This window comes from Paraburkholderia phytofirmans OLGA172 (assembly GCF_001634365.1).
In the GTDB taxonomy this organism is placed as follows: Bacteria; Pseudomonadota; Gammaproteobacteria; order Burkholderiales; family Burkholderiaceae; genus Paraburkholderia.
On sequence record NZ_CP014578.1, the window covers coordinates 4,114,670 to 4,138,882 of the forward strand.

20 protein-coding genes are annotated in these 24,213 nt (G+C 63.0%); 1 reads left to right on the forward strand and 19 read right to left on the reverse strand.

Annotated elements, in window-relative coordinates; translation table 11 throughout:
• Window positions 1-22: 22 nt before the first annotated feature.
• Both argJ and secA read right to left on the reverse strand, forming a co-directional pair.
• Window positions 23-1,264: a bifunctional glutamate N-acetyltransferase/amino-acid acetyltransferase ArgJ gene (gene argJ, locus AYM40_RS18090; RefSeq protein WP_063498095.1), complete on the reverse strand. Its 1,242-nt coding sequence runs from the start codon at window positions 1,262-1,264 to the stop codon at window positions 23-25.
• Window positions 1,265-1,416: 152 nt separating this feature from the next.
• A complete protein-coding gene (gene secA / locus AYM40_RS18095; RefSeq protein ID WP_063498096.1) occupies window positions 1,417-4,227 on the reverse strand; it encodes a preprotein translocase subunit SecA in 2,811 nt (936 codons plus the stop codon).
• Between the two features lie 289 nt (window positions 4,228-4,516).
• Between secA and AYM40_RS18100 the strand changes: the two genes are divergently transcribed.
• Entirely contained in the window at window positions 4,517-5,002 is a 486-nt protein-coding gene (locus tag AYM40_RS18100; RefSeq protein WP_063497418.1) for a DciA family protein, read from the forward strand.
• Window positions 5,003-5,082: 80 nt separating this feature from the next.
• Here AYM40_RS18100 and lpxC read toward each other — a convergent pair whose 3' ends face one another.
• The 17 genes from lpxC to rsmH form a co-directional block, all read right to left on the reverse strand.
• On the reverse strand, window positions 5,083-6,000 hold the full coding sequence (lpxC, locus tag AYM40_RS18105) for a UDP-3-O-acyl-N-acetylglucosamine deacetylase (RefSeq protein WP_063497419.1): 918 nt from the start codon (window positions 5,998-6,000) through the stop codon (window positions 5,083-5,085).
• Window positions 6,001-6,290: 290 nt separating this feature from the next.
• Window positions 6,291-6,794, reverse strand: coding sequence for a peroxiredoxin (locus tag AYM40_RS18110; protein WP_063497420.1), 504 nt, complete (start codon window positions 6,792-6,794; stop codon window positions 6,291-6,293).
• A gap of 261 nt (window positions 6,795-7,055) precedes the next feature.
• Window positions 7,056-8,255 carry a cell division protein FtsZ gene (gene ftsZ, locus AYM40_RS18115; protein ID WP_063497421.1) on the reverse strand — a complete coding sequence of 400 codons (1,200 nt, stop codon included), beginning with the start codon at window positions 8,253-8,255 and terminating at the stop codon, window positions 7,056-7,058.
• A gap of 131 nt (window positions 8,256-8,386) precedes the next feature.
• A complete protein-coding gene (ftsA, locus tag AYM40_RS18120; protein WP_007180311.1) occupies window positions 8,387-9,619 on the reverse strand; it encodes a cell division protein FtsA in 1,233 nt (410 codons plus the stop codon).
• 27 nt (window positions 9,620-9,646) lie between these two features.
• The gene (locus tag AYM40_RS18125) at window positions 9,647-10,399 is read right to left on the reverse strand and encodes a cell division protein FtsQ/DivIB (RefSeq protein ID WP_063497422.1); all 753 of its coding nucleotides are present in this window, start codon (window positions 10,397-10,399) and stop codon (window positions 9,647-9,649) included.
• A gap of 35 nt (window positions 10,400-10,434) precedes the next feature.
• Window positions 10,435-11,376 carry a D-alanine--D-alanine ligase gene (locus AYM40_RS18130; RefSeq protein ID WP_063497423.1) on the reverse strand — a complete coding sequence of 314 codons (942 nt, stop codon included), beginning with the start codon at window positions 11,374-11,376 and terminating at the stop codon, window positions 10,435-10,437.
• 5 nt (window positions 11,377-11,381) lie between these two features.
• Window positions 11,382-12,785 carry a UDP-N-acetylmuramate--L-alanine ligase gene (gene murC / locus AYM40_RS18135; protein ID WP_063497424.1) on the reverse strand — a complete coding sequence of 468 codons (1,404 nt, stop codon included), beginning with the start codon at window positions 12,783-12,785 and terminating at the stop codon, window positions 11,382-11,384.
• Entirely contained in the window at window positions 12,782-13,900 is a 1,119-nt protein-coding gene (gene murG, locus AYM40_RS18140) for an undecaprenyldiphospho-muramoylpentapeptide beta-N-acetylglucosaminyltransferase (protein ID WP_063497425.1), read from the reverse strand. Before murG ends, murC begins: the two co-directional genes overlap by 4 nt.
• Window positions 13,897-14,055 carry a hypothetical protein gene (locus tag AYM40_RS41420; protein WP_158515289.1) on the reverse strand — a complete coding sequence of 53 codons (159 nt, stop codon included), beginning with the start codon at window positions 14,053-14,055 and terminating at the stop codon, window positions 13,897-13,899. The genes murG and AYM40_RS41420 overlap by 4 nt, the downstream gene beginning before the upstream one ends.
• The gene (ftsW, locus tag AYM40_RS18145) at window positions 14,052-15,338 is read right to left on the reverse strand and encodes a putative lipid II flippase FtsW (RefSeq protein WP_063497426.1); all 1,287 of its coding nucleotides are present in this window, start codon (window positions 15,336-15,338) and stop codon (window positions 14,052-14,054) included. The genes AYM40_RS41420 and ftsW overlap by 4 nt, the downstream gene beginning before the upstream one ends.
• A complete protein-coding gene (gene murD, locus AYM40_RS18150; RefSeq protein ID WP_063497427.1) occupies window positions 15,335-16,858 on the reverse strand; it encodes a UDP-N-acetylmuramoyl-L-alanine--D-glutamate ligase in 1,524 nt (507 codons plus the stop codon). Before murD ends, ftsW begins: the two co-directional genes overlap by 4 nt.
• 23 nt (window positions 16,859-16,881) lie before the next feature.
• A complete protein-coding gene (gene mraY, locus AYM40_RS18155) occupies window positions 16,882-18,051 on the reverse strand; it encodes a phospho-N-acetylmuramoyl-pentapeptide-transferase (protein WP_063497428.1) in 1,170 nt (389 codons plus the stop codon).
• A gap of 17 nt (window positions 18,052-18,068) precedes the next feature.
• Window positions 18,069-19,481, reverse strand: a complete 1,413-nt coding sequence (locus AYM40_RS18160) for a UDP-N-acetylmuramoyl-tripeptide--D-alanyl-D-alanine ligase (protein WP_063497429.1) — start codon at window positions 19,479-19,481, stop codon at window positions 18,069-18,071.
• Complete coding sequence (locus AYM40_RS18165; RefSeq protein WP_063497430.1) at window positions 19,478-21,040, reverse strand: UDP-N-acetylmuramoyl-L-alanyl-D-glutamate--2,6-diaminopimelate ligase; 1,563 nt, start codon at window positions 21,038-21,040, stop codon at window positions 19,478-19,480. Before AYM40_RS18165 ends, AYM40_RS18160 begins: the two co-directional genes overlap by 4 nt.
• A complete protein-coding gene (locus AYM40_RS18170; RefSeq protein ID WP_063497431.1) occupies window positions 21,037-22,902 on the reverse strand; it encodes a peptidoglycan D,D-transpeptidase FtsI family protein in 1,866 nt (621 codons plus the stop codon). The genes AYM40_RS18165 and AYM40_RS18170 overlap by 4 nt, the downstream gene beginning before the upstream one ends.
• Window positions 22,899-23,249 carry a cell division protein FtsL gene (ftsL, locus tag AYM40_RS18175; protein ID WP_063497432.1) on the reverse strand — a complete coding sequence of 117 codons (351 nt, stop codon included), beginning with the start codon at window positions 23,247-23,249 and terminating at the stop codon, window positions 22,899-22,901. The genes AYM40_RS18170 and ftsL overlap by 4 nt, the downstream gene beginning before the upstream one ends.
• A complete protein-coding gene (gene rsmH / locus AYM40_RS18180; RefSeq protein WP_063497433.1) occupies window positions 23,246-24,199 on the reverse strand; it encodes a 16S rRNA (cytosine(1402)-N(4))-methyltransferase RsmH in 954 nt (317 codons plus the stop codon). Before rsmH ends, ftsL begins: the two co-directional genes overlap by 4 nt.
• Window positions 24,200-24,213: the final 14 nt, after the last annotated feature.

Genomic DNA, 24,213 nt, shown 5'->3' on the forward strand with positions numbered 1-24,213 from the left:
AAGCGCCGCGTAATGAACCTAGTTACGAACGATAGTCGGCGTTGATGCTCACGTAGTCATGCGACAGATCGCAAGTCCAGATCGTGGCTTGCGCATTGCCGCGGCCAAGCACCACGCGAATGCCGATCTCGCTCTTTTTCATGACGCGCTGGCCGTCTTCCTCACGGTAGGCCGGATTGCGGCCGCCGGCAGTGGCGACCAGCACATCGTCCAGATACAGATCGATCTTGCCGACGTCGAGATCGTCCACGCCGGCATAGCCGATGGCCGCGAGAATGCGGCCGAGATTCGGATCCGATGCATAGAAGGCCGTCTTCACGAGCGGCGAGTGACCGATCGCGTAAGCGATCTGGCGGCATTCGCCGACACTCGAGCCGCCTTCGACCTGCACGGTCATGAATTTGGTCGCGCCTTCGCCGTCGCGCACGATCAGTTGTGCGAGGGTCTGGGCGACGTCGGTCACCGCGTCGCGCAGCGCTGCATAAGCGGGCGAGTCGGTGGACGTGATTGCCGGCAGGCTCGATTCGCCCGAGGCGATCAGGATGAAAGAATCGTTGGTCGACGTATCGCCGTCGATCGTGATGCAGTTGAACGAGCGGTCCGCCACGTGCTTGACCAGCGCGTCGAGCACGGGCTGTGCGACGGCGGCGTCGAACGCGAGGAAGCCGAGCATGGTCGCCATGTTCGGCTTGATCATGCCGGCGCCCTTGCTGATACCGGTGAGCGTGACCGTATGGCCGTCGATCGTGACCTGGCGCGAGGTCGCTTTCGGCAGCGTGTCCGTGGTCATGATCGCCTGGGCGGCGTCGTACCAGTTGGCTTCCTTGCGGTTCGCCAGCGCGGCCGGCAGACCTGCCTTCAGACGATCGACCGGCAGCGGTTCCAGAATCACGCCCGTCGAAAACGGCAGAACTTGTTCCGGCGCCATGTCCACGAGACGCGCCAGTTCGGCGCAAGTTGCACGCGCATCCGCGAGGCCCGGTTCGCCCGTGCCCGCGTTCGCATTGCCGGTGTTGATCACGAGCGCGCGAATCGGCTTGCCGCCTGCCCGCACGCGCTCCAGATTCTCACGGCACACCGTGACGGGCGCAGCGCAAAAGCGGTTCTGCGTGAACACGCCGCCTACCGTCGCGCCAACGCCGACGGAAATGACCAGCACGTCCTTGCGGTTCGGCTTGCGGATATTCGCCTCCGCCCAGCCCAGCGTGACGCCGGCGACAGGGTGAAGTTGAGCGGGATCGATTGAGGGGAAATTGACAGCCATGGTCGCGACCTGTCGAAGAAAATGCCGGCAGGCGCCGGCATCGAGGGAAACGGAAACTGATGGCTCGGGCGTGTTGCCGAACCACCGCGAAATCACCAGCAAAGTATCGTGCAAAAACGAAGCGGCGCGCTTTAAGCGCGCCGCTTTCGGCATCACGCAATCTTGCCGTGGCACTGCTTGTACTTCTTACCGCTACCGCACGGACACGGATCGTTGCGGCCGACCTTCGGCACGCTGTCCGCGCTCAGGTCCGACACGGCGGCGTGCGACGAGCCGTGGCTCATCGCCTCGCCGATCATGGCGGCGGTAGCCGCTTCCGCGGCGGCAGGCGCTGCTGCTGCCGCTTCGGCGAATTCAGCGTGACGGAACTCGACGTTTTCGAGGTGGCTGCCTTGCTCTTCGTATTGCTCGGCGGCCTGTTCCAGCTGTTCCGGCGACTGGATCTGCACGTTCATCACCACACGGGTGACTTCGAGCTTCACGGCGTCGAGCATCGCGGCGAACAGTTCGAACGCCTCGCGCTTATATTCCTGCTTCGGATTCTTCTGCGCGTAACCGCGCAGATGGATACCCTGGCGCAGGTGATCGAGCGCGGCCAGATGTTCGCGCCAGCTGCGGTCCAGCGTTTGCAGCATGATCGAGCGCTCGAACGCGCTGAACGATTCGCGGCCGACCTGTTCGACCTTCGATTCGTACGCTTCGTCCGCAGCGGCTTCGACAGCTTCGAGAATCTCGTCCGCGCTGATCGAGTTCGACTCGTTGATCATTTCCTGGATCGCGAGATCGAGCTGCCACTCGTTGCGCAGCACCTCCTCCAGCTCGGGGACGTCCCACTGCTCTTCGATGCTGCCGGCCGGCACGAACGGGTGAACGATATCGGCGATCACGCCATGACGCATGGCGCCGATGGTTTCGGTGATGTCGTTCGCTTCGAGCAATTCATTGCGCTGCTGATAGATCACCTTGCGCTGATCGTTCGACACATCGTCGTATTCGAGCAATTGCTTGCGAACGTCGAAGTTGCGCGCTTCAACCTTGCGCTGCGCCGATTCGATCGAACGCGACACGATGCCCGCCTCGATCGCTTCACCTTCCGGCATCTTCAGGCGGTCCATGATCGCGCGCACGCGATCGCCCGCGAAAATGCGCAGCAGCGGATCTTCCAGCGACAGATAGAAGCGCGACGAACCCGGGTCGCCCTGACGGCCGGCACGGCCGCGCAACTGGTTGTCGATCCGGCGCGATTCGTGACGTTCGGTGCCGATGATGTGCAGACCGCCCGCGGTTTTCACCTGATCGTGCAGCGCTTGCCACTCATCGTGCAGCTTCTGAATGCGGCGTTGCTTCTCTTCGTCAGAAAGCGTTTCGTCCTTTTCGATGAAAGACGCCTGCTTTTCGGCGTTGCCGCCGAGCACGATGTCGGTACCGCGACCGGCCATGTTCGTGGCGATCGTGACGCGCTTCGGACGGCCTGCTTCGGCGACGATTTCGGCTTCACGCGCGTGCTGCTTGGCGTTCAGCACTTCGTGCGGCAACCCGGCCTGCTTCAGCAGATGCGACAGCAGCTCCGAGTTTTCGATCGAGGTTGTGCCGACCAGCACCGGCTGACCACGCTCATGGCAATCGCGGATGTCGCGGATCACCGCGTCATAGCGCTCCTTGGCGGTCTTGTAGATCTGATCCTGCTTGTCGATCCGCTTCGGCGGACGGTTGGTCGGAATCACGACCGTTTCGAGACCGTAGATCTCGTTGAATTCGTACGCTTCGGTATCGGCCGTGCCGGTCATGCCGGACAGTTTCGCGTACATGCGGAAGTAGTTCTGGAACGTGATAGACGCGAGCGTCTGGTTCTCGCTCTGGATCTTGACGTGTTCCTTCGCCTCGACCGCCTGGTGCAAGCCATCCGACCAGCGGCGGCCCGACATCAGACGGCCGGTGAATTCGTCGACGATCACGACTTCGCCGTTCTGCACGACGTAGTGCTGATCCTTGAAGAACAGCGTGTGTGCGCGCAGTGCGGCGTACACGTGGTGCATCAGCGTGATGTTCTGCGGCGCGTACAGGCTTTCGCCCTCGCCGATCAGGCCCCATTCGGAAAGCAGACGCTCGGCCTTTTCGTGGCCCGATTCCGTCAGGAAGACCTGGCGGCCTTTCTCGTCCAGCGTGTAGTCGCCCGGCTTTTCGACGCCGGTGCCGTCCGCTTTCTCTTCGCCGATCTGGCGTTCGAGCAGCGGCGGCAGCGCATTCATGCGCACGTAGAGTTCGGTGTGATCTTCGGCCTGGCCGGAGATGATCAGCGGCGTACGGGCTTCGTCGATCAGGATCGAGTCGACCTCGTCGACCACCGCGAAATTCAGGGCCCGCTGCACGCGCGCGTCGGTCTCGTAGACCATGTTGTCGCGCAGGTAGTCGAAGCCGAATTCGTTGTTGGTGCCGTAGGTAATGTCAGCGGCGTACGCTTCCTGCTTCGCGCCGTGATCCATCTGCGACAGATTGATGCCGACCGACAGACCGAGGAAGTTGTACAGACGCGCCATCCATTCGGCGTCGCGCTGGGCAAGATAGTCGTTGACCGTGACGACGTGCACGCCGCGGCCGGACAGCGCATTCAGGTACACCGGCAGCGTGGCGACGAGCGTCTTGCCTTCGCCGGTGCGCATTTCGCCGATCTTGCCGTAATGCAGGACCATGCCGCCGATCAGCTGCACGTCGAAGTGGCGCATTTTCAGCGTCCGCTTGCTGGCCTCGCGGCACACCGCGAAGGCCTCCGGCAGAAGCTTGTCGAGCGACTCGCCGCTCGCGACGCGCTGGCGGAATTCACCCGTTTTGGCGCGCAGTTGATCATCCGTCAATTGCTCGATCTGCGGCTCGAGCGCATTGATCGCCGTGACGGTCTTTTGATATTGCTTGACTAGCCGCTGGTTGCGGCTGCCAAAAATCTTCTGTAGAAAACCGGTGGTCATCGGATCGGTGTCTGCGTCGCGGCTTCGGCTGGTTCGCGGCGCGCGGTTCATGCGCGCGCGCTCCGGGGTCGGAAGGGCCTCGGCGGCTTGTCCAAGAGTGAATTCGAATCGGGCATTTTAGCACGCGCCCCCGCCCGCGCCTGTGTCTGCGGCGCGACGGCGGCGAGGCACAGGAAGCCCGCCGCAGCGAGCTCTGACAGTACGCATTGAGGCGGGTCCGCATGCATCCCGCGCGGTACAATCGCGGCGTGAGCGCACATCCGGTGCGAACACGCCGTCACGATCGATCATGAGCCGTATTCCGTCCTTTTCAAGGCCGCCGCCCAAGCAGTTCAAAGCGCGCCGCCCGCAGCCCGTCGCCGAAGTGCTGAATCGCACCGACGCGTTCGTGGCACTGCGCGCGGGCGTCGAGCAGATTGCGGCGCTGGAAAAGGATCTGCGCGAGCTGCTGCCCGATTATCTGGCAACGAGTGTGGAGCCCAGCTTCATCAAGGAAGGCGTGCTGGCTCTATTTGCCGGGCACAATGCGCTGGCGGCGCGCCTGCGCCAGATTGAGCCGCGCTTGCTGTCGGATCTGCAGCAGCGCGGCTGGCCGGTCAATGCGTTGCGGATTCGCGTGCGGCCGCAGCCCTTGAAGGAGCCGCCACCGGTCAAGCAGGCGCGCATGACACCGGTCGGCGCGGACGCGCTGCACGCGCTCTCCCAATCGCTCGCGCCCTCGCCGCTGCAGGAAGCTTTGGCGAAAATGGCAGCGCGGCATCGGCGAAATCGCTGAACAAAAAATAAGCGGCCCAGATAGGCCGCTTATTTTTCATCCATTCGCTTCGGGAGTTTCATCCGAAGGCGCTGCGCAAATCACGCAAACGCCGTTTGCGTTTCGTAGGCAAAGCCGCGCGGCGCCTTCTGCGTGTCGTCGAATGTGACGACTTCATACGAATCCTCATGCGCCAGCAGCTCGCGCAGCAGCGCGTTGTTCAGGCCGTGGCCCGACTTATACGCCGTGTACGAAGCCAGCAACGGATGGCCGACCACGTACAGATCGCCGATCGCGTCGAGCATCTTGTGCTTCACGAATTCGTCGTCGTAACGCAGTCCGTCGTTGTTCAGAATGCGGTATTCGTCCATCACGATGGCGTTGTCCATGCTGCCGCCGCGCGCCAAACCGAGTTCGCGCATCATTTCTACTTCATGCGCAAAGCCGAACGTACGCGCACGGGCAATTTCCCGCACATACGACGTATTGGCAAAATCCACTTCCAGCGCCTGGCCGGTTTTATCCACAGCCGGGTGACGGAAATCGATGGTGAATTTGAGCTTGAAACCGAAATACGGGTCGAGACGCGCGAATTTATCGCCGTCACGAATTTCGACCGGCTTGGTGACCTTGATGAATTTCTTCGGCGCGTTCTGCTCTTCAATACCGGCCGACTGAATCAGAAACACGAACGAACCCGCGCTACCGTCCATGATCGGAATTTCTTCGGCGGTGACGTCGATATAAAGGTTATCGATGCCGAGGCCCGCGCATGCGGACATCAAATGCTCGATGGTCGACACGCGCGCACCGTCTTTCTGCAACACGGAAGCCAGACGCGTATCGCCAATCGCCATTGCCGACGCAGGGATGTCCACCGGCGTGGGCAAATCCACGCGCGAAAACACAATGCCCGTGCCCGGCGCCGCCGGGCGGAGCGTCAGTTCGACCTTGCGGCCGGAGTGCAGGCCGATGCCGACTGTCTTGACGATTGATTTGATAGTGCGCTGCTTCAACATGGTGATCTTCTATTCGATTGAAAATCCCAATCGGGACTTTTTATTCCATAGCGCGAAGTATACTCCAATACCCTAGGGAGCGTCGTTGCGCGGAACGTTTCAATCTGTTTCGCAACATAACCCAATAGGCGCCCGTCAGGGGAAGCGTGACGGGCCGATGTCCGGAACGGAGGCGTTTCCGGTCATCGGCCCGCGTAACGGCCCGTCACAAAAGCGTCTTATGCGCCGTTGCCCTGATACAACGCGGTAACCGCGCAGGCTCGAGGCGTTGGCTTGGAACGCAAGCGTAACTAGCTCAACGTAGCGAGGATACTCCCTGCATCGCTGACTTCGAATTTGCCGGCAGCCTCGACGTTCAACGTCTTGACCACGCCGTCGTCGACAACCATCGCGTAGCGCTGGGAACGGATTCCCATGCCGCGCGCCGACAAATCCTGCTCAAGACCGAGCGCCCGCGTGAAAGCCGCACTGCCGTCCGCCATCATGCGCACCTTGCCCGAGGCGTGCTGATCGCGTCCCCACGCGCCCATTACGAACGCGTCGTTGACAGACACGCACCAGATCTCATCGACGCCAAGCGCGCGCAACTGCTCGGCGTGCTCGACGTAACCCGGTACATGTTTGGCCGAACAGGTCGGCGTAAACGCTCCCGGCAACCCGAAGATCACCACGCGCTTACCCGCCGTCTGCTCGCGCACGTCGAAGCGGTTAGGCCCGATCGTGCAACCCGCCCGCTCGTCTTCGACAAACTCGAAGAGCGTCGCGTCGGGCAGCTTCTCACCTGTTTGAATCATGCTCAGTCCTTTGCATCGATGCGAAGCACGCTCGCACGTTGTCGTGTCGCAGTGAATTTCAGCGTCTGCCTAACTGCAGGCTCCGCCATCCGGCGACAGTTGCCCCATCCGCTTCGCGAATCCGAAGAGGGCACTTGTCCTTACCGCGAATCAGACGATACGCGGCTTGTTCGCCGTTCACCCGCCACGCTCGTGCATTCGCCCGCCAGTGCTACGCTGCTGTACAACCCGCAGCACCGCAACGAAAGCCTGCTCGTGCGCTCAGTCCGCCTGCTTGCGCAGGAATGCCGGAATGTCGTACGTATCGACGCCCTTTTCCTGCAGCGCCTGCACGTGCGAAGCCGCCGTATCGCGCGACGTGCGCCACACAGCCGGCGTATCCAGCGCGCCGTAATCGGCCGTGCTTGCATGATGCGAGGACGACGGTGCGTAAGCAGCGTGCGCGCCGATCGGCTGGTTGTCCGTGCCGGTGCGCAGGAGCGTCATCGGTGCCGATTGCTGCTTCTTCGCCGCACGGCCCAGACCCGTTGCCACGACCGTCACGCGCAGCGCGTCGCCCATCGCATCGTCATACACCGCGCCGAAGATCACCGTTGCGTCTTCTGCCGCATAGCTCTTGATGGTGTTCATCACTTCGCGCGTTTCCGACAAACGCAGCGAACGGCTCGACGTGATGTTGACCAGCACGCCACGCGCGCCCGACAGATCCACACCTTCCAGCAGCGGGCTGGCCACAGCCTGCTCAGCAGCCAGACGTGCGCGATCGACGCCGGCAACCGTCGCCGTGCCCATCATCGCCTTGCCCTGCTCGCCCATCACCGTCTTCACGTCTTCGAAGTCGACGTTCACCAGACCGTCGACGTTGATGATTTCCGCGATGCCGGCAACTGCGTTGTTCAGAACGTCGTCTGCGCACTGGAAGCACTTGTCCATCTCGGCGTCATCGCCCATCACCTCGAACAGCTTGTCGTTCAGAACGACGATCAGCGAGTCGACGTGATCCTCCAGTTGCTGCGAACCGGCTTCTGCCACGCGCATGCGCTTGCCGCCTTCGAATTCGAACGGCTTGCTGACCACGCCAACAGTCAAGATACCCATTTCCTTGGCGATCTGCGCGACCACCGGTGCTGCGCCCGTGCCCGTGCCGCCACCCATACCGGCGGTGATGAACACCATGTGCGCGCCGCGCAGTGCGTCGGCGATGCGTTCACGTGCTTCTTCTGCTGCCGCGCGGCCCATTTCCGGCTTGGCGCCAGCGCCAAGACCCGTATTGCCGAGCTGGATCACCGCAGAGGCGCGCGAACGCGACAGCGCCTGCGCGTCCGTGTTCATCACGATGAAGTCGACGCCTTGCACGCCTTTGTTGATCATGTGCTGAACGGCATTGCCGCCAGCGCCACCTACTCCGATCACCTTGATGATGGTGCCGTTCGTTTCGGTTTCCAGCATCTGGAATTCCATGTTGCCTCCGTCAAGATAAAAAATTACAGCCACTCGGCCGTTATTCGGCAGGAGATCGGGCAACCCCCTGTCGCGCGCCAGCCGCCGGCACCAGCGCGTATTTTCGAAACTGTTTCTGAAAAGCGAATTCGTTAGAAGTTGCCGAGGAACCAGTCTTTCATTCGCGTGAAGACCTGGCCCATCGACCCCGACTGCACTGCGACCTTGCGGCCGCGCATCCGTTGCGAGCGTCCTTCGACGAGCAGACCCATCGCCGTCGAATAACGCGGGTTACGCACGACGTCGGCAAGACCGCCCGCGTATTCCGGCACGCCGATCCGCACCGGCTTCAGGAAAATGTCCTCGCCGAGTTCGACCATGCCGAGCATCATCGACGCGCCGCCGGTCAGCACCACGCCGGAGCTCAGCAATTCCTCGTAACCCGACTCGCGCACCACCTGCTGCACGAGCGAAAACAGTTCTTCGACGCGCGGCTCGACCACCGCCGCCAATGCCTGGCGCGACAGCGTGCGCGGCCCGCGCTCGCCGAGACCCGGCACTTCGATCATTTCGTCAGGATCAGCGAGAGCCTGCTTCGCAATGCCGTAGTCGACCTTGATGTCTTCCGCGTCCGGCGTCGGCGTGCGCAAGGCCATCGCGATGTCGCTGGTGATCTGGTCACCGGCGATTGGGATCACGGCCGTATGACGAATTGCGCCTTCGCTGAAAATCGCAATATCAGTCGTGCCGCCGCCGATATCGACCAGCACCACGCCGAGTTCCTTTTCGTCTTCCGTCAGCACCGCCAGCGACGAAGCGAGCGGCTGCAGGATCAGATCGTTCACTTCGAGCCCGCAACGGCGCACGCACTTCACGATGTTCTGCGCCGCGCTCACCGCGCCGGTGACGATATGCACCTTCACTTCCAGGCGGATGCCGCTCATGCCGATCGGCTCGCGCACATCTTCCTGACCGTCGATGATGAATTCCTGCGTCAGGATGTGCAGCACCTGCTGATCGGTCGGGATGTTGATCGCTTTCGCCGTCTCGATCACGCGCGCGACGTCCGTCTGCGTGACTTCCTTTTCCTTGATCGCCACCATGCCGCTCGAATTGAAGCTGCGGATATGGCTGCCGGCGATCCCGGTAAATACGTTCGTGATCTTGCAGTCGGCCATCAGCTCGGCCTCTTCGAGCGCGCGCTGAATGGACTGCACGGTGGCCTCGATGTTCACCACCACGCCCTTCTTGAGCCCCTTTGATTCGCTCTGGCCGAGGCCGATCACCTCGTAGTGACCCTCGCCCTTCAACTCGGCGACGATAGCCACTACCTTCGACGTCCCAATGTCGAGGGCGACCAGCAGATCTTTATAGTCTTTACTCATAGCGTGCTCATTGCGTGTGATGTCCGTTTACTTCTTGCCCTTGTCGGGTTCGCTGATAAAGCGCATGCCAGCGGCACGAATCGCGAAACCGTTCGGATAGCGCAAGTCCGCATACTCGATATCCTTTCCCCAACGTTGCGTCACCGCGTTCCACGCCGCGGTCAGGCGGCGGGTCCGATCGAGCAGCGTGTCATGATTGCGTTCGCGCCCAAGTTCCACCTGCATACCGTTCGACAGCTTCACCGTCCACGCGTAACGCGGCGACAGCGTGACTTCTTCGGGCGTTGCGCCCAACGGCGCAAACCACTTCTTGAAGTCGCTATAACGCGCGACGACTTCTTTTGCCGTACCATCCGGGCCGTCGAACGCGGGCAGCTCTTCTTCCAGCTCGCCCTGGTTGGCGGTGAACAGTTCGCCGTCCACGCTCACCAGCTGATCGCTGCCCCACGTTCCAAGCGGTTTGTACTCTTCAAGCGTGACAGCCAGTGCATTCGGCCAGACCCGGCGCACGCTCGCGTGACGCACCCACGGCATCTGCTCGAACGCCTGCCGTGCGGCGTCGAGATCCACCGTAAAAAAGTTGCCCTTCAACCGCCCTACTACGCCGGCGCGCACCGTCGGCGAATTGATGTGCTCGGTGTCGCCGTCGATCTGGATTTCGCGCAGCGCGAAATTCGGACGCTGGATCATCCAGAAACCGCCAGCCGCCAGCAGCACGAGCACCAGCAACGCATGCAATGCGTTGGCGGCGAAATTGAGCTGGCGAACGTTGTTCCACATGGAGTTGCTTTCGGGTTGCCCCGGTTAGTCCTTTGTTAGTCCTTGAGCGTCAGCGCCAACACGCCGACAACCAGTTCCTGATAGCTGATGCCCACCGCGCGCGCCGCTTTAGGCGGCAGCGAGTGATCGGTCATGCCAGGTGCCGTGTTCACTTCGAGGAAGTACGGGTTGCCGCCGGCGTCGAGCATGAAATCGGCGCGGCCCCAATCGGTACAGCCGAGCACGTCGAACGCGCGGCGCGCCAGCACTTTCAGGCGTGACTCTTCGTCAGCCGGCAGGCCGCACGGAATCAGGTACTGCGTGTCGTTGGCGATGTACTTCGCGTGGTAGTCGTAGAACTCGCCGGCCGGCACGATGCGGATCACCGGCAGATCCAGATCGCCGGCAATGCACGCGGTGTACTCGCCGCCGCCTTCGATGCTCTTTTCCACCACGACGATCCTGTCGTACTTGACCGCTTCGAGCAGCGCCGCCGGCAATGCGTCGGCGCTTTTCACCTTGATCACCGCGACGCTCGAGCCTTCGCTGGCCGGCTTCACGAACAGCGGCAAGCCGAGCTTCGCGACGATGTCTTTCGCGCGTGCTTCGTAGTCGTCGCCACGCAGCACGGCTTCGAACGGCGGCGTCGGAATGCCGAGCTGCTGCCACACGAGCTTGGTGCGGAACTTGTCCAGACCAAGCGCCGAGCCGAGCACGCCGCTACCGGTGTAACGGATGCCGTAAAAATCCAGCGCGCCCTGAATCTGACCGTTCTCGCCGTAGCCGCCATGCAGCGCGTTGAACGCGCGCACGAAGCCTTCGTCCTTCAACGCAGCGAGCGGACGCTCGGCCGGATCGAACGGATGCGCGTCGATACCGGCGTCGCGCAGACCTTGCAGCACGAGGCGGCCGGAATTGAGCGACACCTCGCGCTCGGCGGAGTCCCCACCGAGCAGCACTGCTACTTTGCCGAATTGTTTAGGGTCGATGCTGCTCATCTCACTCATACCTTCGTTTCTTGCGCGAGGCGTCCCGGCACGCTGCCGATCGAACCCGCGCCCATCGTGATCACTACATCGCCGTCGCGCACCACTGCTGAGAGCGCGTCCGGCACTTCATCCACCGTATCGACAAACACCGGCTCGACCTTGCCCGCCACGCGCAGCGCGCGTGCGAGCGCGCGGCCGTCCGCGGCGACGATCGGCGCTTCGCCGGCCGAATAGACTTCGGTCAGCACAAGGGCGTCGACGGTCGACAGCACCTTCACAAAATCTTCGAAGCAATCGCGCGTGCGCGTGAAGCGGTGCGGCTGGAATGCCAGCACCAGACGCCGCCCCGGAAACGCACCGCGCGCCGCCGCCACCGTCGCCGCCATTTCGACCGGGTGATGGCCGTAATCGTCGACCAGCGTGTACGTGCCGGCAGCGTTGCCTTCCGATACGACCGGCACTTCGCCGTAGCGCTGGAAGCGTCGGCCCACGCCGTTGAAATCCGCGAGCGCTCGCTGGATATCGGCATCTTTCACTTCAAGTTCAGTCGCAATTGCAATTGCAGCCAAAGCGTTCTGCACGTTGTGCTCGCCTGGCAGGTTCAAGACGATGTCGATCGGCGTCGCGTCTTCGCGCATTGCCGTGAAATGCATCTTGCCGCCGCGCGCTTCGACGTTGACCGCGCGTACCTGTGCGTCCGGCGCAAAACCGTAACGGATGATCGGCTTCGACACGAACGGCAGGATCTCCTTCACGTTCGGATCGTCGACGCACAGCACCGCGATCCCGTAGAACGGCAGACGGTGCGTGAATTCGATGAACGCCTGCTTGAGCCGCGCGAAGTCGTGGCCGTAGGTGTCCATGTGATCGGCGTCGATGTTCGTGATGACCTCGATCACCGGGAACAGATTCAGGAACGACGCATCCGACTCGTCCGCTTCGGCGACGATGAAATCGCCCGTGCCCAGACGCGCATTCGCGCCCGCGCTGATCAGCCGGCCGCCGATCACGAAAGTCGGATCGAGACCGCCCGCCGCCAGCACGCTCGCCACCAGTGAAGTGGTGGTGGTCTTGCCGTGCGTCCCGGCAATCGCGATGCCCTGCTTCAGGCGCATCAGTTCTGCGAGCATCACGGCGCGCGGCACGATCGGAATTCGGCGATGGCGCGCGGCCAGCACTTCCGGGTTGTCACTGCGCACCGCGGTGGAAACAACCACGGCGTTCGCCCCTTCGATGTTCTCCGCCGCGTGGCCAATCGCGATCCGCGCGCCGAGGGCGGCGAGGCGGTCGGTGATCGCGTTGCTCGACAGGTCCGAGCCGCTCACCTGATAGCCGAGGTTGACCAGCACCTCCGCGATGCCGCTCATGCCGACACCGCCGATGCCGACAAAGTGAATATGTTTGACGATGTGTTTCATTGCTTTCCTTCTGGGCTCGCGCCCGAAATCGAACCCGCCACAGTCGCGCAAATCTGCGCGACCTGTTCAGTGGCGTCGGGTTTCGCGAGCGAGCGCGAACGCTCTGCCATCTCTGCGAGGGTTTCTCGCGTCTGGCTGCGCAACCAGTCGGCGAGTGTTGCCGCCGACAGATCGCGTTGCTGCACGACCAGCGCCGCGCCGTTGTCGGCGAGGAACGCTGCATTAGTGGTTTGGTGATCGTCTACTGCAAATGGGAACGGCACGAAAAACGCCGCCACCCCTACTGCTGCAATCTCCGACACCGTCATCGCGCCCGAACGGCAGATCACCAGATCCGCGTTCGCATACGCGCCCGTCATGTCGTCGATGAAAGGCACGAGTTCTACATCGGCGCCCGCTTGCAGGCCTGCCGCCGCGTAGTTCTCACGCAGCGCTTCAATATGCTTCGCGCCCGCCTGATGCACGATGCGCGGACGTTCATTCGGCGCCAGCAGCGCTACCGCACGCGGCACGACTTCATTCAATGCCGCCGCGCCCAGGCTGCCGCCCACCACCAGCACATTCAGCGGACCGCTGCGCTCTGCGTAGCGTGCTTTGGGTGCAATTGCGCGAGCAAGTTCCGCCCGAATTGGGTTTCCGGTCCATTCGCCGTGCGGCAGCGCATTCGGGAATGCAACCAGCACGCGTTTGGCGAGCTTCGCGAGCACCTTATTGGCGAGACCCGCGATCGAATTCTGTTCGTGCAGCACCAGCGGACGGCCGCTCAACGCGGCCATCAAACCCGCCGGAAACGTGATGTAGCCGCCCATGCCGAGCACGACGTCGGGCTTCACGCGACGCAACACGCTCAGACTTTGCGAGCAGGCGCGCAGCAGGTTCAGCGGCAACATCAGCTTGGTCTTCAGGCCCTTGCCGCGCAGTCCGCCGAAGCGCACGTATTCCATCGGGATGCCGTGTTTCGGCACCAGCGTGGCCTCCATGCCTGCGGGGTTGCCAAGCCATACGACCTTCCAGCCCCACGCCTGCATCAGGTGCGCGACCGCGAGCCCCGGGAACACGTGTCCCCCGGTGCCACCGGCCATCACCATCAGCGTGCGTTGCGGGAGAGCCGTCATACCTTCCCCCCACGCATCAGCAAAAAAGGAATTCGTTTTGGCTTCGCCGAAATCGTGCGCTGCTGCATGGGGGTCATACCTTCCCCCCACGCATCAGCAAAAAAGGGAATTCGTTTTGGCTTCGCCGAAATCGTGCGCTGCTGCATGGGGGTCATACCTTCCCCCCACGCATCAGCACACGATTTTCATAATCCACGCGCATCAACACAGCCACCGCCACACAGTTCAGCAAGATGCCCGACCCGCCGTAGCTGACGAGCGGCAACGTGAGACCTTTAGTCGGCAGCAGGCCAAGATTCACACCCATATTGATAAAGGTCTGCGCGCCGAACCAGATGCCGATACCCTTCGCGACCAGCCCAGCAAACGTGCGGTCGAGCGCGAGCGCCTGACGCCCGATCTCGAACGAGCGGCGCACGATCCAGTAGAACATCAGAATCACGACGAGCACGCCGACAAAACCGAGTTCCTCGCCAATCACGGCGAGAATGAAGTCGGTATGCGCTTCCGGCAGATAGTTGAGCTTCTCGACGCTGCCGCCCAAGCCCACGCCGAACCACTCGCCGCGGCCGAAAGCAATCAGCGAGTGCGTCAATTGATACGCCTTGCCCTGCGCGTAACGGTCGTCCCACGGATCGAGGTAAGCGAAGATCCGCTCACGACGCCACGGCGATGCCCACACCAGCAAGCTGAACGTGCCCACCGCGGTGGCCACCAGGCCGCCGAACAGCTTGCCGTTCACGCCACCGAGGAACAGCACGCCCATCGCGATCGCGGCGATCACCATAAACGCGCCCATGTCCGGTTCGAGCAGCAGCAACGCGCCGACGAGACCCACCGCGACCGCCATCGGCAGAAAGCCTTTGGCGAAACTGTGCATGTATTCCTGCTTGCGCACCGTATAGTTCGCCGCGTAAATCGTCACGGCCAGCTTCATGATTTCCGACGGCTGCATGTTCGTGATGCCGAGCGGAATCCAGCGGCGCGCGCCGTTCACACCCTTACCGACGTGCGGGATCAGCACGATCACCAACGCGGCGAGCGAAATCAGGAAGAGCTTCGGCGCGTATTTATCCCACGTCGAGATCGGAATGCGGAACGACACGACGCCGATCACCGAACCCATCACCACGAAAATGATCTGGCGCACGAGGAATGCGTAATCGCGGTACGACGCGTACTTCGGCGAATCGGGCATCGCGATCGACGCCGAATACACCATCACGACGCCAAGCCCGAGCAACGCGACGACCACCCACAGCAACGAGTGATCGTAGTCGAGCATCCGCGAGCGCAGCGGACGCACGCCATTCACGGCGCTCGCGAGACCACTGCCGCCGGTGCGGCCGGAGGCGCGGCCCGTGCTACCCGTATCGCCATTGCCATTGCCAGCGCGGGAGCCGGCGAGGCGCGAACCGAAGCGTTCCGACCAGCTCATATCATCGTCCCCCGTTCAGCCGCGATGTCTTCCACCGTGCTGCGGAACACCGCCGCGCGATGTGCATAACCCTTGAACATGTCGAAGCTCGCGCAAGCCGGCGACAGCAGCACGGCGTCCCCTGGCTGCGCCAATGCGGTGGCGGCCCGCGTCGCTTCTTCGAGCGTCGCGTGGTCGGTCATCGCGATGCCGGTATCTTCGAGCGCGGCGCGGATCTGCGGCGCGTCGCGGCCGATCAGCATCACGGCGCGGCACCAGCGCATCACCGGCGCGGCGAGCGGTTCGAAATCCTGGCCCTTACCGTCGCCGCCGGCGATCAGCACCGCGCGTTGCGCGAGACCGTCGAGTGCGGCAACCGTCGCGCCGACGTTGGTGCCCTTGCTGTCATCGACGTAATCGACGCCTTCGATCGACGCAATCAATTCCACGCGATGCGGCTCGCCGCGGTATTCGCGCAGGCCGTGCAGAAGCGGTGCGCCTGGCAGGCCGATCGCGCGCGCCAGTGCATACGCAGCCAACGCGTTCGCAGCGTTGTGCAGGCCGCGAATGCGCAGCGCGTCCGCCGGCATCAGGCGTTTGAGCGCGATATTCTTCGGCGCCGCCACTTCGTTCTTGCGACGGCGCGCCGGCGTCCCCTTGGCGGATTCGTCGCTGGCGTCGCGATCGTGCGCTTCGACCAGCCAGATCATGCCGTTGTCGCGCAGCAGACCATAGTCGCCGTCGTTCTTCGGCTCAGTGACGCCGAAAGTGATCATCGCTGCATCAGCGTCGGCTGAAGGCGCCAGCGCCATCACACGCGAGTCGTCGCGATTCAGCACGCGCACGGTTTGTGTACCGAAGATGCGGCCCTTCGCGGCGGCGTACGCATCGAGGCCACCGTGCCAATCCAGGTGATCTTGCGTGATGTTCAGAACGACCGCAGCATCCGGAGTAAACGTGTGCGCGGTTTCCAGCTGGAAGCTCGACAGTTCCAACACCCACACATCGGGCAGCGCGGTGTTGTCGATCGCTTCGCTGAGTTTGTCGAGCGCAGCCGGGCTGATGTTGCCCGCCACCGCGACCTTCTTGCCGGCGCGTTCGCACAGCAGGCCGGTGAGGCTCGTCGTCGTGGTCTTGCCGTTGGTGCCGGTGATCGCAATCACCTTCGGCACGTATCCGCTTTCTCCGAGCGTCTTCAGCGCTTGCGCGAAGAATTCGAGTTCGCCCCAGACAGGAATGTCCTGCTCACGCGCCGCCGAGATCAGCGGCAGCAAGTCCGCGGCGAGCGGCGACAAACCCGGGCTGATCGCCACGAGTTCGACGCCTTCGAGCAACGAGAGCGAGAACGGGCCGCCGATGAACTCGGCATCGACGCTGTGCGCTTCCAGCGCGGACAGGTTCGGCGGCACCTCGCGCGTATCGGCTACACGCAGCCGACAGCCGTGCCGCGCGCACCAGCGCGCCATCGCGAGACCGGATTCACCGAGTCCCAGCACGAGCACCATCGGCTTTTGCCGATCCCGAAACTTCTCGCCAAACATCGCCTGCTTCCCCTAAATACGACTTAACGCAACTTGAGCGTGGACAAACCGAACAGACACAACATCAACGTGATGATCCAGAAGCGCACCACCACCTGCGTTTCCTTCCAACCCGACAATTCGAAATGGTGATGCAGCGGCGCCATCTTGAAGAGACGGCGCCCTTCGCCGAAGCGGCGCTTGGTGAACTTGAACCATGTGACCTGCAACATCACGGAGAGCGTCTCCGCAACGAAAATGCCGCCCATGATGAAGAGCACGATTTCCTGACGCACGATCACCGCGACCGTGCCGAGCGCGCCGCCCAGCGCCAATGCGCCGACGTCGCCCATGAACATCTGCGCCGGATGCGTGTTGAACCAGAGGAACGCGAGACCTGCCCCACCCATCGCCGAGCAGAAGATCAGCAATTCGCCCGCGCCGGCGATATGCGGAAACAGCAGGTACTTCGAATAGACCGAGCTGCCCATCACGTAAGCGAACACGCCGAGCGACGCGCCGACCAGCACGACCGGCATGATCACGAGGCCATCGAGACCGTCGGTGAGATTCACCGCGTTGCTCGCGCCAACGATCACCAGATACGTCAGCACGATGAAGCCCCACACGCCGAGCGGATAGCTGATCGACTTGACGAACGGCAGCAGCAGGTCGGCGCGCGCCGGCAAGCCCATCGACAAGCCGCTGCGCACCCACGCCATGAACAGATCGAACACGCGCACGTTGCTCGCTTCGGACACGCTGAACGCGAGATACACCGCCGCGAACAGGCCGATCACCGACTGCCAGAAATACTTTTCGCGCGACGACATCCCGCGCGGGTCTTTGTAGACCACCTTGCGGTAATCGTCGACCCAGCCGATCACCCCGAAACCGAACGTGACCAGCATCACGATCCAGATGAAGCGGTTGGTCAGATCGGCCCACAACAGCGTCGCCACGGCAATACCGAGCAGGATCAGCACGCCGCCCATGGTCGGCGTGCCGGATTTGACGAGGTGCGTTTGCGGACCGTCTTTACGAACGGCCTGGCCGACCTTCATCGCGGTCAGCTTGCGGATCACCGCCGGGCCGCAGACGAGCCCGATCAGCAGCGCGGTGATGGTGGCCATCACCGCACGGAAAGTCAGATAACTGAACACGCGCAAGAAGCTTGCGTCATTCTGCAGCCATTGCGCCAGCGCCAGTAGCATGCTTCGGTCCTTCTATTTCAATGTGCAGCGGGCGTATTGCCCGCTGCGTTGGTTTGTGGACTCGTTACGGCGTCCACCACGCGTTCCATTTGCATGAAGCGCGAGCCTTTCACGAGAAGCGTGGCAGCGGAGCCGAAACCGGCTTGCTGCAATTGCGCGACCAGCGTGCCGACATCGGCAACGTGATGCGCGCCCGTGCCATACGCGGTGCAGGCGTCGCGCGAGGCGTCGCCCATGGCGTACAGCGCATCGATGCCGCGTTCTTTTGCGTAGGCACCGATTTCGCGGTGAAACGCCGGGCCGTTGTCGCCGACTTCGCCCATGTCGCCCATCACCAGCACGCGCGGCGATTCGCGCGACGCGAGCACGTCGATCGCAGCGCGCATCGAGTCGGGGTTCGCGTTGTAGGTATCGTCGATCACGGTTGCGCCGGCGAGCGTGCCGAGCGCGGCGCGCTTCACCTGCAAACGGCCTTTCACGGCGCCGAACGATTCGAGGCCGCGCTGGATCGCGTCGAGCGACACGCCTGCGGCAAGCGCGGCCGACGTCGCGGCCAGAGCGTTGTGCGCGTTGTGGTCGCCGAGGACTTGCAGCGTCACATCGACGCGGCCTTCGGGCGTGTCGATGCTCAGAACCTTGCCCGTGAACGTGCCGGTTACGGCGGCTTCGGTCACGCGTTCAGCGGTGTTCAAAGCGAAGTCGATGATGCGGTTGCCGGTTGCCGCGACGCGCCAGATGCTCGCGTAGGCATCGTCGGCAGGAAACACGGCGACACCTTCCGGCGTGAGCGCGTGAATCACACTGGCGTGTTCGAGCGCGACGGCTTCGACCGTCGCCATGAATTCCTGATGCTCGCGCTGTGCGTTGTTCACCACCGCAACCGTCGGCTCGGCGATCTTCGCAAGCAGCAAGGTCTCGCCAGGATGGTTCATGCCGAGTTCGACCACCGCCAGCTGATGCGCGGCGTGCAGGCGGAACAGCGTAAGCGGCAAGCCGATATCGTTGTTGAAGTTGCCAGCAGTCGCGAGGCGTGCGTCCGCGCCGACCGCAGCAGCGAAGATCGACGCGATCATTTCCTTGACCGTGGTCTTGCCGTTGCTGCCCGTCACGGCGACGAGCGGCATGCTGAATTTGCGCCGCCAGCCGCGTGCCAGTGCGCCAAGCGCGATACGCGTATCGGTCACCCGCAACGCGGGCACATGCCAGTCGTGAGGCGTGCGCGTCACCAGTGCTGCCGTGACGTTGCGCGACGCGACTTCCGGCAGGAAATCGTGCGCGTCGAAACGGTCACCTTTGATCGCGACGAACAGATCGCCCGGACCGGCGCTACGGCTATCGGTCGAAACGCGTTCGAACGTAACGCTATCGTCACCCAGCACGGTTGCGCCTGGGATCAACGCAGCGGCGTCACGCAGCGAGAACATGGTCATTCGCCACCTCCGCGTGCGTGCGTCGCCCGTGCGGCGAGCGCAAGGCGAGCATGGTCCTGATCGGAGAAAGCGCGTTTCTTACCCATGATTTCCTGTGTTGCTTCGTGCCCCTTGCCGGCCAGCACGATGACGTCTTCGCGTGCGGCGCTGCGGATCGCCTGCAGGATCGCGCTTGCGCGGTCCTCGATGCGACGGGCCTTCGACGCGTCTTTCATACCTGCGGCGATCTGCTCGATGATCGATTGCGGATCTTCGCTGCGCGGGTTGTCGCTAGTCACGACGACGCCGTCGGCGATCTTCTCGGCGATCGCGCCCATCAGCGGACGCTTGGTCGCGTCGCGATCGCCGCCGCAGCCGAACATGCAGATCAGTTCGCCACCGCGCGCGACCGCCATCGGACGCAGTGCTTCCAGGGTCTTTTCCAGCGCATCCGGCGTGTGCGCGTAGTCGATCACGACGAGCGGCTCATCATTCTGCAAACGGCCGCCTAGACGCTGCATGCGGCCATTTACCGGCTCGAGCTTCGCCAGTTCGGCAAGCGCGGCGTCAAAGGGCACGTCGGCGGCAAGCAACGCGCCGAGTACGCCGAGCAAATTGCTGACGTTGAATGCGCCGAGCGTTTGCACTTCGACGTCGGCGTCGCCCCAGTCCGATGTGGTCAGATGAAACGCGGTGCCGGTCGCGGTTGCGCGCACATTCGAGGCGAGCAGCAACGCATCGGCGTCCGACGCATCGGCTTGCGGCGCGTCTTTGAGCGCTTCGTCGAGGCCGTAAGCGAGCGTGCGTGCATGACCCTTCGTGCTTGCGAGCAGGCGGCGGCCGGCCGCATCGTCACGGTTGATCACCGCGGCACGCAAGTCCGGCCATGCGAATAAACGCGCTTTGGCAGTTTCGTAGGCTTCGAACGTGCCGTGATAGTCGAGGTGGTCTTGCGTGAGATTCGTGAACACGGCGATGTCGAACGCCGTGCCGTTCACGCGGCCTTGATGCAAGGCGTGCGACGACACTTCCATCGCCACCGCTTGAGCGCCGGCGTCGCGTAGCTGCGCGAGACTGCGTTGCAGTTGCGGTGCATCAGGCGTTGTGAAGCCAGTGTGTACGAGTTGACCCGGCAGACCGGTGCCGAGCGTACCGACGATCGCGCAACGTTTGCCGAGCGCGGTCAGCGCCGCGGCAATCCATTGGCTGCACGACGTTTTGCCGTTGGTGCCGGTGATGCCGACCGCCAGCATGCCGTCGCTCGGATCGTTATACCAGGCGCTCGCAATTGAACCAGCGAGTTCGTTCAACGCCGGTACGGCCAGCGTCGTGGACGGATCGATCGCGCCGCTAAAGCCTTCGGGCTGAACCAGCACGGCTGCCGCGCCACGCTCGATCGCGCCGTCGATGAACGGGCGGTTGTCCGCACCGTCGACCGCATAGGCGAAAAACGCGTCGCCCGCCGCAAGCGAGCGCGTGTCGGCGTGCAGATGCGCGCCTGGCTGCACGCGTGCGTGCAACCAGTTGAGTGCGTCGGCGATCTGCCGGTGCGCTGGATGCTTCTTACGCAGCGCGCTCATCGCACAACTCCAGGATGGCTTTTCGCGTCGGCGGAGATCGTCATCTTCTTCACGCCACCGCTGGTGGAAAGTTTCTTGACGGTCGCCGGCGAGGGCGGTGCGCTCGGCGCGGCAGGCGCCGAATCGTCCGACACGACCATCTGCTTGACCGGCATATCCGGCGGCACGTTCAGCGAACGCAGCGTATCGCCGACAATCGCCGAGAACACCGGACCCGACACCTGACCGCCGAAGTGGCTGCCCGCCGTCGGTTCGTCGACCGACACCGCGACGACAATGCGTGGATTCGGCATTGGCGCCATGCCGACGAACGAGGCGCGGTATTTGGAGTGGTCGTAGCCGTGAGCGCCGTGCTTGTATGCGGTACCGCTCTTGCCGCCGACCCGATAACCCGGCACTGCCGCATCCGGCGACGTGCCGCCCGGCGCGACCACGGTTTCGAGCATGGCGCGCACTTCGCGAGCGGTGGTGGGCGCGAAAATTTGCGGCCCCGTGGCCGGTTGATCGCCAGGTGTGCGGAAAATCGACACGGGCATGATCTCGCCGTCATGCGCGATCGCGGTGTACGCACGGCCCAACTGGAACAGCGACACCGACAAGCCGTAGCCGTACGACATGGTCGCCTGCTCGATGCGGCGCCAGCTCTTCCACGGACGCAGACGGCCTGCCGCCGCACCCGGAAAACCGACCTTCGGCGCCTGGCCGAGACCGATGCTGGTGTACATGTTCCACATCTCTTCGGGCTTGAGCTGCATGGCGATCTTCGTCGCGCCGATGTTGCTCGACTTCTGGATCACACCGCCCACCGTCAGCACGCCGAACGCGCTGTCGTCGGTAATCGGCGCACCGTCGAGCACAAAACGGCCCGGCCCCGTATCTACCAGTGTAGTCGGCGTCACGCGGTGCAGGTCGAGCGCGAGCGACACCGTGAACGGCTTCATGATCGAGCCCGGCTCGAAGGTGTCCGTGAGAATGCGGTTGCGCAACTGGTCGCCCGTGAGGTGCGAACGGTCGTTCGGGTTGTACGTCGGGTAGTTAACCAGCGCAAGCACTTCGCCGGTCCGCACGTCGATCACCATCGCCGCGCCGGCCTTCGCCTTGAATTTCTCGACGGCCGCCTTCAGGTTCGTATAAGCGATGTACTGGATCTTGCTGTCGATCGAGAGATCGACGTCCTGGCCGTTGTGCGGCACGACCTGCTCGTCCACGTCCTCGATGATGTGGCCCATGCGGTCTTTAATGACGCGGCGGCTGCCCGACATGCCGGCCAGCAACTTCTGGTCGCCAAGTTCCACGCCTTCCTGGCCTTCGTCTTCCACATTGGTGAAGCCGATCAGGTGAGCCGTGATCTCGCCTTCCGGATAGAAGCGCTTGTACTCGTCGCGTGCGTAAATGCCGGGGATGTCCAGTGCGGTGACTTTCGCGGCGACGTCGACCGGTACCTGGCGCTTCACGTAGACGAAGTTCTTGTCTTCCGACAGCTTGGCGCGCAACTCCTTGTTCGTCATGTCGAGCAGCTTGCCGAGCTGGTTCAGCTTGTCGGCGCCGAGATCGTCCGGCACCGAGTCGGGAATTGCCCAGATCGCGCGCACCGGCAGACTCGTGGCGAGCACGAGGCCGTTGCGGTCGAGAATCTTGCCACGCGTGGCCGGCAGTTCGAGCCGGCGTTGATAGCGGATTTCTCCCTGCTTCTGATAGAAAGCGTTACCCGGCCCCTGAATCCAGAAGGCGCGCGCGGCCAGCGCGACAAACGCCATGAACAGCATGAACACGACGAGTTTCGAGCGCCACATGGGCAAGCGCACCGACAGGATCGGGTTCGCCGAAAAGGCGACGCTTTTGCGAGTCGACGATTTTTTCATCGCACGTCTCCGCGACGGGTCGCGGCCGGCGCCGAGGCCGGCCCGGAAGTCGGGATTGGCGCGTCCTCAGCCTTGGCGGCGCCCGGGTCGAGCGTCAGGTACTGGGTGCGCCCGGTCGTGACCGATTGCATCTTCAGGGAATCAGTGGCGATCTGCTCGATGCGCGAAGTCTTCGACAACGCGCTCTGCTGATATTGAAGCTGTGAATAATCCTGCTGCAGCTGGCGCTCCTGCGATTGCGCGCGCTGCAATTGGATAAAAATCTGACGCTGCTGATTGGTTGCGTTGACGACAGACAGAGCGCAGCCCATCACGATGATCAGCAGGAAGATATTGAGGCGATTCATGGTGCGATCCGCTCCGCCACACGCATCACGGCAGAACGGGCGCGCGGGTTTGCGGCGACTTCAGCGTCGCTGGCGAACACGCGGCCGATGATTTTGAGCGGAGGGCTCGGCAAATCGACTGCACGAATCGGCAGACGGCGATCCACCGCAGGCGTACTGGCGTGCGCCTGCATGAATCGCTTGACGATCCGGTCCTCGAGCGAATGAAAGCTGATGACCACCAGCCGCCCCCCTTGCTCCAACAGCGACAACGCTGCTTCTAAAACGACTTGCAGCTCCGCAAGCTCTTGATTGATGTGAATCCGTATAGCTTGAAAGGTGCGGGTTGCCGGATCCTTGCCCTTCTCACGGGTTTTGACGACGTTAGCCACGATTTGGGCAAGCTCGCCCGTGCTGACGAGAGGCCCAAGACGGTCGGACTCTGCCCGGCGAGCAACAAGCGCCTTTGCAATCTGAAAAGCAAACCGTTCTTCCCCATAATCTCGTATCACCTCCGTCAGTTCCTGCACCGTGGCCCGCGCCAGCCAGTCAGCCGCTGACTCGCCGCGCGTCGGATCCATCCGCATGTCGAGCGGGCCGTCGGCGCGGAAACTGAAACCCCGCTCCGGATCGTCGACTTGCGGCGACGACACGCCCAGATCCAGCAAAACACCCGACACCCGCCCTACTCCGCGCTCCGCAATCGCTTCGCGCAGTGAAGCAAAACTCTCGTGCACGATGCCAAAGCGCGGATCGGCAATCTGCTGAGCCGTGGCAATGGCGAGCGGGTCTTTGTCGAACGCAATCAGGCGCCCCGCTTCACTCAGCCTCTCCAGCACCAACCGGCTATGACCGCCGCGCCCGAAGGTACCGTCCACATAGACGCCGTCCGCGCGCGTGACCAGCGCTTCGACCGCTTCTTCCAGCAGCACCGTACGATGCTGCAATTCGTTTCCCATCGCAGGTGCCATATATGTAATCCGCG

Excerpts from the sequence above, each read along its gene's own strand:
- argJ (WP_063498095.1), bottom strand. The coding sequence starts at position 1,264 with ATGGCTGTCAATTTCCCCTCAATCGATCCCGCTCAACTTCACCCTGTC.
- secA (WP_063498096.1), bottom strand. The coding sequence starts at position 4,227 with ATGACCACCGGTTTTCTACAGAAGATTTTTGGCAGCCGCAACCAGCGG.
- AYM40_RS18100 (WP_063497418.1), top strand. The coding sequence starts at position 4,517 with ATGAGCCGTATTCCGTCCTTTTCAAGGCCGCCGCCCAAGCAGTTCAAA.
- lpxC (WP_063497419.1), bottom strand. The coding sequence starts at position 6,000 with ATGTTGAAGCAGCGCACTATCAAATCAATCGTCAAGACAGTCGGCATC.
- AYM40_RS18110 (WP_063497420.1), bottom strand. The coding sequence starts at position 6,794 with ATGATTCAAACAGGTGAGAAGCTGCCCGACGCGACGCTCTTCGAGTTT.
- ftsZ (WP_063497421.1), bottom strand. The coding sequence starts at position 8,255 with ATGGAATTCCAGATGCTGGAAACCGAAACGAACGGCACCATCATCAAG.
- ftsA (WP_007180311.1), bottom strand. The coding sequence starts at position 9,619 with ATGAGTAAAGACTATAAAGATCTGCTGGTCGCCCTCGACATTGGGACG.
- AYM40_RS18125 (WP_063497422.1), bottom strand. The coding sequence starts at position 10,399 with ATGTGGAACAACGTTCGCCAGCTCAATTTCGCCGCCAACGCATTGCAT.
- AYM40_RS18130 (WP_063497423.1), bottom strand. The coding sequence starts at position 11,376 with ATGAGCAGCATCGACCCTAAACAATTCGGCAAAGTAGCAGTGCTGCTC.
- murC (WP_063497424.1), bottom strand. The coding sequence starts at position 12,785 with ATGAAACACATCGTCAAACATATTCACTTTGTCGGCATCGGCGGTGTC.
- murG (WP_063497425.1), bottom strand. The coding sequence starts at position 13,900 with ATGACGGCTCTCCCGCAACGCACGCTGATGGTGATGGCCGGTGGCACC.
- AYM40_RS41420 (WP_158515289.1), bottom strand. The coding sequence starts at position 14,055 with ATGACCCCCATGCAGCAGCGCACGATTTCGGCGAAGCCAAAACGAATT.
- ftsW (WP_063497426.1), bottom strand. The coding sequence starts at position 15,338 with ATGAGCTGGTCGGAACGCTTCGGTTCGCGCCTCGCCGGCTCCCGCGCT.
- murD (WP_063497427.1), bottom strand. The coding sequence starts at position 16,858 with ATGTTTGGCGAGAAGTTTCGGGATCGGCAAAAGCCGATGGTGCTCGTG.
- mraY (WP_063497428.1), bottom strand. The coding sequence starts at position 18,051 with ATGCTACTGGCGCTGGCGCAATGGCTGCAGAATGACGCAAGCTTCTTG.
- AYM40_RS18160 (WP_063497429.1), bottom strand. The coding sequence starts at position 19,481 with ATGACCATGTTCTCGCTGCGTGACGCCGCTGCGTTGATCCCAGGCGCA.
- AYM40_RS18165 (WP_063497430.1), bottom strand. The coding sequence starts at position 21,040 with ATGAGCGCGCTGCGTAAGAAGCATCCAGCGCACCGGCAGATCGCCGAC.
- AYM40_RS18170 (WP_063497431.1), bottom strand. The coding sequence starts at position 22,902 with ATGAAAAAATCGTCGACTCGCAAAAGCGTCGCCTTTTCGGCGAACCCG.
- ftsL (WP_063497432.1), bottom strand. The coding sequence starts at position 23,249 with ATGAATCGCCTCAATATCTTCCTGCTGATCATCGTGATGGGCTGCGCT.
- rsmH (WP_063497433.1), bottom strand. The coding sequence starts at position 24,199 with ATGGCACCTGCGATGGGAAACGAATTGCAGCATCGTACGGTGCTGCTG.